Below are 8,826 nucleotides of genomic sequence, written 5' to 3' on the forward strand. Positions count from 1 at the left end.
TCTTTCCAGTAGATCATGTTAGCAACGCCAAATAAAACAATAAGGGGGCTAAAGAAAAAGTAGATCCATTGTTTCTTAGTTTTATAGATAATATAGGATGTTAGTATCGAGAAAGGGATGGCCGAGTAAGTAAATAAAGAGGAGTATAGGGCGGCCGTTTCGTGGTCGAATCCAAAAGAAATGATAATGGTTGGCATCCATGCGGTAACAATAAAAAATATACCGGATAAAATCCCAAAATAGAGCGCCATCGAATAGCAGAAAATATTTTTTACAGGTGTGATGTTTTTGGCGTTAAATAGATCATTCTGAACGTCCCTTTTTGATAAATCATCGTTAATTTTTTCTTTTTTGTCTTCTTTAACGGTGAATATCCCCATGACGATGAAAGCAATAACGGGGATGCACACCCAGAATAGAGGGACAGTATTCCATGATAAGTTCAGATAATTTTTAATTGGGATAGTTAATGAAGTCGCCAATGCAGGGCCAAGATAGAGTGATGCAGTGTAGGTGGATGATAATAAAGATATTTTATTTTCACTTTGTCTTTTGATAAAGGAAGGTAGTGATATATTACCCAATGAGATAGAGAAGCCAAATAAAAACGTTGAAGCAATGAGTATAGGGATACTTTGTTCTAATCTCAGCACGTAAGCAACGATACTCAGTATCATAGATAACATAATGATTTTATTCAGGGATATCTTTTTTTCCAGCAGCGGAACCAACGGGGAGATAAAAAAGAAACATAATGGATAAATGGAGGTTAAAAATGAGAATAAGTAAGTGCTTATATGCAGGCTGTTAATGATTTCTTCAGCCATTGTGGGTAAGTATGATATCGGAACTCTTAATTCCATTCCTACGAAAACAATTAATATAATTAATAGTACCAGTCTCATATAAACCCTACTGTATTTTTTATGTAGCCTATATAGTTTAATATGACTTATGGATGAAGGTACAACATAGTAAAGATATTGCAAGTATTTTTTGTTAATGAAATTATGTCGTTGTATCTCATAACTATTTATTCATTTAAATACTTAATATTTATATAATGACGACTATATCTTAAATAGATAGCGCTTTCCCATCAAAAATTGACAGTCAACAATGAGGTCGGAAATGAATATCCGCGATCTGGAATACCTTGTGGCACTTGCTGAATACCGGCACTTTCGCCGGGCTGCTGATGCTTGTCATGTCAGCCAACCGACACTGAGTGGACAAATCCGCAAACTGGAAGATGAACTTGGCGTGATGCTACTGGAACGCACCAGCCGCAAGGTATTATTTACCCAACAGGGTATGCTGCTGGTGGAACAGGCCAAAACCGTACTGAGAGAAGTGAAGGTTTTGCAGGAAATGGCCTCCCTGCAAGGTGAAAGTATGTCCGGGCCGTTGCATATCGGCCTTATTCCAACCATTGGCCCCTATCTCCTGCCCCTGATCATTCCTGAACTGCATAAATTGTTTCCCAAATTGGAAATGTACCTGCATGAGGCGCAAACCCAAAGTTTGCTGGCACAACTTGATAGTGGGAAACTTGACTGCGTTATCTTGGCGTTGGTGAAAGAAACCGAAGCCTTTATCGAAGTACCGCTGTTTGAAGAGCCGATGAAGCTGGCGGTGTATGAAGAACATAAATGGGCTGGGCGGGACAAGATTAAAATGAGTGAGCTATCCGGCGAAAAGTTATTAATGCTGGAAGATGGGCACTGTTTGCGTGATCAGGCGATGGGATTCTGTTTTCAGGCGGGTGCTAAAGAAGATACGCATTTTAGGGCGACGAGTCTGGAAACATTGCGCAATATGGTTGCAGCAGGCAGCGGAATGACATTATTGCCTGATTTGTCGGTGCCGAGTGAGAGAAAGCGGGATGGCGTTTGCTATCTGGAGTGTGATGAGCCGGAACCCAAACGATCGGTCATATTGGTTTATCGTCCCGGCTCACCTCTGCGTGGTCGCTATGAGCAATTGGCAGAGGCGATTCGGACTAAAATGGGCAACTATTTCGACGTACTCGGAAAAAGATCAAAATAACCGGTTTAACCCATTGAGTGCTGCCACACGGTAGGCTTCCGCCATGGTTGGATAATTGAAGGTAGTATTAACGAAATATTCGATATTATTGCCTTCGCCTTTTTGTTCCATGATGGCCTGACCAATATGAATGATCTCTGCGGCACGTTCGCCAAAACAGTGGATGCCTAAAATCTGTTTTGTCTCACGGTGGAACAGGATCTTAAGACTGCCAACATTCATACCTGCAATTTGCGCTCTTGCCAGATGTTTGAATTGGGCGCGTCCTACTTCATAAGGGATTTTCATGGCGGTTAATTGTTGCTCGGTTTTACCCACCGAACTGATTTCGGGAATGGTGTAAATTCCTGTTGGGATATCTTCCACCAAATACAGGGAGGCGTTGCCTGTCGTCATCGCTTTTGCAGCGATACGCCCCTGATCATAGGCCGCAGAAGCCAAACTTGGATAACCAATCACATCACCAATGGCGTAAATGTTTTCATTACGGGTTTGGTAGACGCGATTGACTTTCAATAAGCCCCGGCTGTCGGTTTCCAGCCCGACATTCTCTAAGCCTAGCGTGTCTGTATTACCTGTTCTGCCGTTGGCATACAGCAGGCAATCTGCTTTGACTTTCTTGCCGGATTTCAGGTGCACAATCACACCATCATCAAGGCCTTCAATCTTTTCATATTCTTCATTGTGGCGAATAACCGTGCCACTATTCCAGAAATGGTAGGAGAGGGCATCAGACATCTCTTGATCAAGAAAGGACAGAAGATGATCACGCGTATTGATCAAATCCACCTTAACCCCCAACCCGCGGAAAATGGAGGCATATTCACAACCAATCACCCCGGCACCATAAATAATGACATGGCGTGGTTCGTGATCCAGTTGCAGGATGGTATCGCTGTTATAAATACGGGAGTGGGAGAAATCGACATCAGGCGGGCAGTATGGACGGGAGCCAGTGGCAATGATGATTTTGTCTGCACTCAAGATATCAACACTATCATCGGCATAACGAACACTGACCTGATGTTCATCAATAAAAGTGGCTTCTCCCGCAAACATTCGGCAACGATTGCGTTCATAAAATCCTTGGCGCATTTTGGTTTGCTGATTAATCACAACTTCAGCATGGCGCAGGATTTCTGAAAACGAGGAGCGAAGAATGCGGGAATTATCACTGTAGAGGGGATTTTGATTAAATTCGATAATACGATTAACGGCATGGCGGAGAGCTTTCGATGGGATGGTGCCCCAATGAGTACATCCGCCACCGACGTCACTGTAACGTTCTATAACAGCAACGTTTTTACCTTGTTTCACCAACCCCATTGCGGCTCCTTCCCCTCCGGGACCAGAGCCAATCACAATGGCATCAAAATGAGTATGTTGCATAGAGGAAAGACCTGTTTTTACACAAAATAACAACGCTATCTTAACATTACTTGGTGTAATAACCCAATGAGCACAAGGTTTTTATCTCACGGTTTAGAAAAAAACAGGGAGATATTGCGTTATATCTTTAAGAGAACAATCACAGCAAACCTGACAGAATCTGTTATATTTGCCTGATTAGAGTCGAGATAGATCAGGATTGTTGTGAGTAACGTAATCGGCGTCAGAGCAAAACAGAAAGAAAAAACCCGTCGCTCCCTGATTGATGCGGCATTCAGCCAACTCAGTGCTGAACGCAGTTTTACCAGCCTGAGCTTACGGGAAGTCGCCCGGGAAGCGGGTATTGCACCGACTTCTTTTTATCGACATTTTCGGGATGTGGATGAACTGGGGCTGACTATGGTGGATGAAAGTGGTTTGATGTTGCGTCAATTAATGCGTCAGGCGCGTCAGCGCATTGCCAAAGGTGGCAGTGTCATCCGCACTTCGGTTGCAACATTCATGGAATTTATCGGCAACAATCCCAATGCATTCCGGCTGTTGTTGCGTGAACGCTCTGGCACATCAGCTGAATTTCGTGCGGCTGTCGCACGGGAAATCCAACATTTTATCGCCGAATTGGCAGACTATCTTGAGCAAGCCAGCCATACGCCTCGCCATTTTACTGAAATACAAGCCGAGGCGATGGTGACAATCGTATTCAGTGCGGGTGCAGAAGCATTGGATATTGATGAAGAGAAAAGGCGTCGTCTCGAAGAGCGTTTGGTTTTACAACTCCGCATGATTTCCAAAGGCGCTTATTATTGGTATCGTCGTGAGCAAGAAAAAAACACTGTTCCTAAAGCGATGCCTAAAATAATCCCTAAGACCCTGAAATAATAATGAAAGGAGAATAATACGATGGAACAATACCGCCAAGATAAAAGCACAATGTTGCTGGCTCTTATCGTTGGAATGGCAACACACGGAACTTTCTCAGCATTTTTCAATTCATTAGTCCCTTTTTCCATTTTCCCTATTATTGCACTGGTACTTTCTGTGTATTGTCTCCATCAACGTTATTTGAATTACCCAATGGCAGAAGGATTACCCAAACTGGCGATGGGGTGCTTTTTCTTGGGGATGTTCGTGTACAGTGCATTCATTCGGATGGAATATCCCGCCATTGGCTCTAATTTCTTGCCTGTCGTTATTGGTACTGTTTTGGTGTTTTGGATCTACTTAAAGATGAGAACGCGCAAGCAGCAAGCCATGCTTATTGCCAAAAGCTAAGTTTACGAGCGATTCAATAAAAAACGCCACAAAATGAGATCGGTGGCGTTTTTGTTTTTCAGTCAGTTTACTGACAATGATGCTCTTTTCTCCAGTAGGATACCGCACTCCATATGATGGGTATAAGGGAATTGGTCGAAAAGGGCCAGTTTGCTGACTTTATGGGTTTGTGTCAGTGTTTCCAGATTTTGGCAGAGCGTTTCCGGGTTGCAGGAAATATAAAGAATGCGCGGATACGCTTGCACCATTTTTACCGTTTCTTCATCCAGCCCACTGCGTGGTGGATCAACAAAAATGGTTTCACATTGATAACTGCTTAAATCAATGCCTTGCAGTCGATTGAACACGCGTTCTCCGTTCATTGCCTGAGTAAATTCCTCCGCTGACATGCGGATAATCTGCACATTATCAATCTGGTTCGCTGCGATATTAAATTGGGCGGCTGCAACCGAAGGTTTGGCAATTTCAGTTGCCAAGACTCGCTCAAAATTCTGTGCCAGTGCCAGAGAAAAATTACCATTGCCGCAATACAGCTCAAGCAAGTCACCTTTCGAGCCTTTGGTGATATCAATGGCCCATTCCAACATATGAATATTGATGCTGGCATTCGGTTGGGTGAAGCTATTTTCAACCTGACGGTAGATCATGCTCTTACCTGCAACCGGCAGCGCTTCATCTATATAATCATGGTCAAGCATGATCTTGGTTTTTGCCGCACGCCCAATAAGCTGGAGATCAAATCCTGCCGCGATGAGTTGGGTACGCAGTGCGATTGCGTGTTCACGCCATTCCTCATCCAGTCTTTTATGGTAAAGCAGGGAAACAATGATTTTATTACTGCGGGTGGAGAGATAATCCACCTGAAACAGCTTATGGCGCAATACAGGGTTATCTTTTACACCCGCAATGATAGCTTGCATCATTTGATTGATTAATTGATTGGCAACGGGAAATTGATCAATACGGATACGTTGTTTGGTTTGCGGATCAAACATGATGTGATAGAGGTCATCTTCCTCATGCCAGATACGGAATTCTGCCCGCATTCTGTAATGGGATGCCGGGGAACGGAAAACTTCAGGTTCAGGTGTGCTGAAGGGGAGCATCATTTCTTTTAGGCGATGGACTTTCTCCATCAATTGATTTTCATAATTTTCCGTTGGCAAAACATTCTGCATTATCGGGTTCTCGTATGGTCGCATTAAGAAAAATTTCCGAGCGGCATTGTAGGGGAAGTGCAAAGGATGTCCAGTTTTCTGGTTTATCAGCTTCTTTTTTGATAGAGAGGTCTTCTGGACACGCCAAGAGCTTCATCGTAGCATGACTATTTATTGCTAAGTGCGTTATCGCTAAGTGCGTTCTTGTTAAGTGCATGGTCGTTAAATCGTCAGATAAATAGCCAGATACTACATACATTCTCATCACAAATCTTATGACAAATAAAAAACATATTCTTCTGTCTGCTGCGTTCATGGCGGTATTTTCTGGCTGGAACCATTTTGCGGTTGCTGAAAATCAAGATACGCTGGTGGTTACCGCCAATCGCTTTAAACAGCCCATTTCTTCCGTTTTGGCACCCACGACGATAGTGACGCGGGAGGATATCGATCGTTGGCAATCCAGTAGCCTGGTCGATGTTTTACGCCGCTTGCCGAGTGTTGATATTGTACAGAATGGCGGTATTGGACAACTTTCATCTATCTATGTTCGTGGCACAAACTCAAGACATTCACTGGTGCTGGTGGATGGAATTCGGTTGAATCAGGCAGGCATTACCGGCGATGTCGATTTTAGCCAGATCCCAATTTCAATGGTGCAAAGAATAGAATATATCCGTGGTGCGCGTTCTGCCGTGTATGGTTCCGATGCGATTGGTGGCGTCATTAATATCATCACCAAGCGAGAACAGCAGGGAACAACGCTAAATGCAGGATTAGGCTCGCACGGATACCAAAACTATAATGGTTCGACACAGCAGAAACTCGGTGAGAATACTTTATTAACCACCGCCGCAGGCTATACCTATACCAAAGGGTTTGACGTTATCGTTGATGGGAAAACAGGGGGATATCGTCAGCCAGATCGTGATGGTTTTATGAGTAAAATGCTGTGGTTGGAAATAGATCACAAAATCAATGCACAACTTAGCGGATTTGTTCGAGCCTACGGTTTTAATAATCGGACGGCTTATGATGGATGGAGTATTAGCGATCCGGATACCCGTGAACTGTTCAGTCGTACTTATGATGCCGGCATTCAATTTCATCAAGGCATTTATTCTTCTCAATTCATTGTCAGTCGCAGCCATGTCAAAGACTACAATTATGTTCCAGAGTCTGGGCGTTATGGTAATAACGCCAGTCTGAGTGATTCAAAACAAGACAATGTACAATGGGGAAATTTGTGGCAGCTTGGTCATGGTGCAATCAGCAGTGGAATTGACTGGAAAAAAGAATGGGTTGCCGCAGGCTCCAATAACATCCCGGTACAAAAGCAGGTTGACAATACGGGACTCTATTTAACTGCGCAGCAAAAAGTTCAGGATGTCATTTTAGAAGGTGCTGTACGCTCAGATCATCATTCTGAATATGACTGGAATACGACGTGGCAGGCGGGCATCGGCTGGGAGTTTAGTGAAGGCTATCGTTTTATCACTTCATACGGAACCGCATTTAAGGCACCGACTTTGAATCAGCTTTATAGTCAATGGGGAAATGAAAGCCTTAAGCCAGAAAAAAGCAAACAATGGGAGGTTGGAATCGAAGGATTGACCGGGCCACTTAATTGGCGTCTATCAGCTTATCACAACGATATTGAACAATTGATAACTTATGTCAATGACCATTATGAAAATATTGGCAAGGCCAAAATAAAAGGGGTTGAATGGACGGGAACGATGGATACCGGCCTATTCCAGCATCAATTCACATTACAGTACCTTGATCCGCGTGATAGCAATGATCAACAATTAGCCCGCAGAGCTAAACAACAGTTGAAATATCAATTAGATTGGGCTGCCTTTAATGTCGATTGGGGAATAACCTATCAGTACATGGGGCGGCGTTATGACCAAGACTATAGTACCTATCCTGCAAAAACAGTGAAATTATCAGGCGTAAGTTTATGGGATATCAGCGCCTCATATCCGATCACTGACCACCTTACGATCCGTGCTAGAATAGCTAATCTGTTTGATAAAAATTATGAGACAGCCTATGGCTATCGCACCCCGGGAAGAGAATACTACCTCACTGGCAGCTACAACTTCTGATTTAAACAAAACCGCCCGTCCGACGATTCTGGTTTTTGATTCCGGCGTCGGTGGTTTATCTGTCTACCAAGAGATTCGGCGGCTCTTGCCGGATCTCCACTATATATATGCTTTCGATAATGAAGCATTCCCTTATGGCGAGAAAACAGCAGCAGTCATTATCGAAAGGGTTGTGCAGATTGTTGGTGCGATCCAGAAGAAACATCCTTTGGCTGTTGTCGTGATCGCCTGCAATACTGCCAGTACAGTCAGCTTGCCCGCCTTGCGTGAACGTTTTTCTTTCCCCGTTGTGGGAGTTGTTCCGGCGATCAAACCTGCGGCAAAGCTAACCTGTAATCGTGTTGTGGGATTATTGGCGACACGCGCGACAGTGAATCGCGATTATACCAAAGAATTAATTACACAATTCGCCACGGATTGTCAGATGTATTTAATCGGTTCTGCTGAGTTGGTGGAATTGGCTGAACGGAAGCTACATGGTCAGGATGTTCCACGGGAAGCGCTGGAAAAAATATTGAAGCCTTGGCTGAGAATGAAAGAACCACCGGATACCGTTATTTTGGGTTGTACGCACTTTCCTCTGATCGCAGAAGAAATTGCTAACGTTTTACCTGATGGCACAAGATTAATTGATTCGGGAGCGGCCATTGCTCGTAGAACTGCATGGTTGATCAAAAATCGCGATAATTTGTTTTTAACAACAGCAGATAATTTGGCGTATTGCACAAAAATGGAGCCAGAGAGTGAAGCCTTGCGCCCCGTTTTACGTGAATATGGCTTCCTGATGCTGGAAAAACTATCAACTTAAGTGGAATTTGCTGCAATAACCATCAGTCAGTAATTAT

8 protein-coding genes are annotated in these 8,826 nt (G+C 43.7%); 5 read left to right on the forward strand and 3 right to left on the reverse strand.

Annotated features, from left to right (window positions below):
• A partial coding sequence (locus PSI17_RS15125) for an MFS transporter (RefSeq protein ID WP_337927220.1) occupies positions 1-827 on the reverse strand: 827 nt, incomplete at its 3' end.
• Positions 828-1,131: 304 nt separating this feature from the next.
• Here PSI17_RS15125 and oxyR point away from each other — a divergent pair.
• A complete protein-coding gene (gene oxyR / locus PSI17_RS15130; protein WP_273552766.1) occupies positions 1,132-2,049 on the forward strand; it encodes a DNA-binding transcriptional regulator OxyR in 918 nt (305 codons plus the stop codon).
• Here the strand turns inward: oxyR and sthA are convergent.
• Positions 2,041-3,438 carry a Si-specific NAD(P)(+) transhydrogenase gene (gene sthA / locus PSI17_RS15135; protein ID WP_273552767.1) on the reverse strand — a complete coding sequence of 466 codons (1,398 nt, stop codon included), beginning with the start codon at positions 3,436-3,438 and terminating at the stop codon, positions 2,041-2,043. The genes oxyR and sthA overlap by 9 nt on opposite strands.
• 216 nt (positions 3,439-3,654) lie before the next feature.
• On the opposite strand from sthA, the gene fabR reads away from it, so the two are divergent.
• Both fabR and PSI17_RS15145 read left to right on the forward strand, forming a co-directional pair.
• Positions 3,655-4,317 carry an HTH-type transcriptional repressor FabR gene (fabR, locus tag PSI17_RS15140; protein ID WP_273552772.1) on the forward strand — a complete coding sequence of 221 codons (663 nt, stop codon included), beginning with the start codon at positions 3,655-3,657 and terminating at the stop codon, positions 4,315-4,317.
• A 21-nt stretch (positions 4,318-4,338) separates the two neighbouring features.
• Positions 4,339-4,710, forward strand: a complete 372-nt coding sequence (locus PSI17_RS15145; RefSeq protein WP_273552768.1) for a YijD family membrane protein — start codon at positions 4,339-4,341, stop codon at positions 4,708-4,710.
• Between the two features lie 62 nt (positions 4,711-4,772).
• Here the strand turns inward: PSI17_RS15145 and trmA are convergent, their stop codons facing one another.
• Positions 4,773-5,891, reverse strand: coding sequence for a tRNA (uridine(54)-C5)-methyltransferase TrmA (gene trmA / locus PSI17_RS15150; RefSeq protein WP_273552773.1), 1,119 nt, complete (start codon positions 5,889-5,891; stop codon positions 4,773-4,775).
• 251 nt (positions 5,892-6,142) lie between these two features.
• On the opposite strand from trmA, the gene btuB reads away from it, so the two are divergent.
• Positions 6,143-7,981 carry a TonB-dependent vitamin B12 receptor BtuB gene (gene btuB, locus PSI17_RS15155; protein ID WP_273552769.1) on the forward strand — a complete coding sequence of 613 codons (1,839 nt, stop codon included), beginning with the start codon at positions 6,143-6,145 and terminating at the stop codon, positions 7,979-7,981.
• Entirely contained in the window at positions 7,926-8,789 is an 864-nt protein-coding gene (gene murI / locus PSI17_RS15160) for a glutamate racemase (protein ID WP_273552770.1), read from the forward strand. Before btuB ends, murI begins: the two co-directional genes overlap by 56 nt.
• Positions 8,790-8,826 lie beyond the last annotated feature (37 nt).

The sequence above is a fragment of the Xenorhabdus sp. IM139775 genome (assembly GCF_028598745.1).
GTDB lineage: Bacteria > Pseudomonadota > Gammaproteobacteria > Enterobacterales > Enterobacteriaceae > Xenorhabdus.